General features: G+C 58.1%; 2 protein-coding genes. Both read left to right on the plus strand.

What is annotated here, in order from left to right:
* Positions 1 to 250: 250 nt before the first annotated feature.
* Positions 251 to 1,549: a PHB depolymerase family esterase gene (locus Q0349_RS01455; RefSeq protein ID WP_298079019.1), complete on the plus strand. Its 1,299-nt coding sequence runs from the start codon at positions 251 to 253 to the stop codon at positions 1,547 to 1,549.
* A 14-nt stretch (positions 1,550 to 1,563) separates the two neighbouring features.
* Positions 1,564 to 1,839, plus strand: coding sequence for a GNAT family N-acetyltransferase (locus tag Q0349_RS01460; RefSeq protein ID WP_298079021.1), 276 nt, complete (start codon positions 1,564 to 1,566; stop codon positions 1,837 to 1,839).
* Positions 1,840 to 2,346 lie beyond the last annotated feature (507 nt).

Here is a 2,346-nt window from a genome sequence, read left to right on the forward strand (position 1 = left end):
ACCGAAAGTTTCAGACAAGGCGCGTCGCCGAAGACAGTACGCAGTTGTACGGCGAAGCGGCGCAACACAGTATGAGGCTTTCGGTGGATGGCTATAGTTCACATTTTTTCCAAGGAAAAAATGACGTTCACGCACACAAACTCCAAGGAACTATTGCAAAAAATCGCATTTTTCCCCACGAACTCCGCCCTCATTCCCGCTCAAGTCTTGCGTGCTACACTCGCCGCTTCCCCATCAACCGGAGCATCCCATGCCTACCCGCCGTCAAATCCTCGTCCGCGCCGCCGGCGCAACCGCCCTGCTCACCCTGCACCACAGCGCATTCGCCGCCGCCAACCCGGTGCAGCACGCCACCGCCATCACCCGCGTTTACGGTGACGGTATGCGCCTTGTCGCCATCGCCGTCGAATACCGCGACGCCGTCAGCGCCGCCACGCTGGACAAAAACGCCTGCCGCGTCGCAGACCGCAACATCGAAAACCTTTACGTCAGCGACAGCCCGACCGGCGCGCCTGCCGCATCCGGCCGCTACCTCATCCTCGAACTCAACCCGGATGACGCCGCCGCGTTGCTCACCGTCAAAAAAGGCCGCCCCGCCAACCAAAAAGGCAACCCCGCCAAAAACGGCCCCGGCAAAGTGGGCGACAAAGCCGACAGCGCCCCGACGCTCAAACCGGCCAGCGCCGAAATCCAGACGGGCAGCGAAACCGTCAAAACCGACAGCGCCATCAACCTCGTCTTTGACGACTTCAAACAATACGAATTTGCCGATGCCGCCACCGGCAAAACCGTGCGCTACAACCTGTTCACGCCGAAAAACATGGGAGCGGGCAAACACTATCCGCTGGTGCTGTTCATGCACGACGCGGGCGTGACCGGCACCATCGTCACCGCGCCGCTCTACCAGGGCAACGGTGCCATCGCCTGGGCGACGCCGGAAGCACAAAAAGACAACCCCTGCTTCGTCCTCGCCCCCGAATACGACGAAATCATCGTCGATGACAGCAGCACCGCCTCGAACTACCTTGACGCCACCCTGAACCTCATCCGCGAGCTGGTCAAAAGCCACCCGATAGACGACAAACGCCTCTACACCACCGGCCAGTCCGGCGGCGGCATGATGTCCATCGCGATGAACATCAAATACCCCGACTTCTTCGCCGCCTCCTACCTCGTCGCCTGCCAATGGAATCCCGACCTGCTGACGCCGGCAATGAAAAACCTCAAATGGTGGATAACCGTCTCCGAAGACGACAGCAAAGCCTACCCCGGCGAAACCGCCATCACCGAAAAACTCGCCAGCTTTGGCGCGAAAGTGGCGCGCGGGCAGTGGAATGCCCAATGGACGGCGGACGAATTTCAACAAGCATTTACCAAAATGGACGCCGAACACGCCAATATCAATTTCGTCCACTTCGCCAAAGGCAGCGTCTTCAAAAGCGAAGCCGAAGCGAACGCAGGCGGCGCATCCGGACACACCGCCACCTGGAAATACGCCTACAACATTGCCCCCATCCGCGAATGGATATTCCGCCAACAAAAATCCTGACAGGAGGATGAACCATGCCCATTATCCACACCGACAATGCACTCGTTTATCAAGCCGAAAACGGCGAAACCCTTGGCGAAATCACCTGGCGCACCATTGACGCGCACACCATCGATGCCAATCACACTTACGTTGCGCCCGCCCTGCGCAGTCAGGGCGTCGCCCGCCAATTGCTGGACGCCCTCGCCGCCCTGGCGGCAGCAGAAGGCTGGCGCATCCACGCGAGTTGTCCGTATGTGGTCAAAATGTTTGCCCACAGCAACCGCTACGACGCGGTCAAAACGGCATAAGCCTGGCGCAGAATTTCATTGCTGCGTTTGCGTTCGTAATTCTCACGTTCCAGCGCCTTGATGCGGGCGTTCTGCTCCTGTTGGGCTACAGTAGCGGAGTTTTGTGCGTCCTGATGCTTGCGGTACCAGACGCGTAATGCCTACAGCCACTTGGACGCAATCGCCTGGATGGCAGCCCAGTCGGAAGAACGCTGTGCGCGGATTTCTTCGAGTAGCCGGATGGCACGTTCACGCACTTCGGGGATGTATTTTGGGGGGCGCTGTTTTTTCCTTCATGGGGATACCTCTCACAGATAGTGCTCCCTCCTGATTTCTTGGGGCGGTTCACTTTATGGAAGAAGCGGATAAAAATTATTGATAAACACCAACCCCGCTATCCTGTATGTATAGCCATCCACCGAAAGTCTCATACGGTGTTGCGTCGCCTAACCGGGCGCCCTAAAAAATGGCGAAGCCATTTTTTTAGGGAAACCCGCGCCGTACAAAAGCGTACTGTCTTCGGCGACG

Source organism: uncultured Cardiobacterium sp., from assembly GCF_938028185.1.
Classification (GTDB): Bacteria; Pseudomonadota; Gammaproteobacteria; order Cardiobacteriales; family Cardiobacteriaceae; genus Cardiobacterium.

What these genes read in the sequence shown, in the direction of transcription:
- Q0349_RS01455 (WP_298079019.1), top strand. Translation starts at nt 251, where the DNA reads ATGCCTACCCGCCGTCAAATCCTCGTCCGCGCCGCCGGCGCAACCGCC.
- Q0349_RS01460 (WP_298079021.1), top strand. Translation starts at nt 1,564, where the DNA reads ATGCCCATTATCCACACCGACAATGCACTCGTTTATCAAGCCGAAAAC.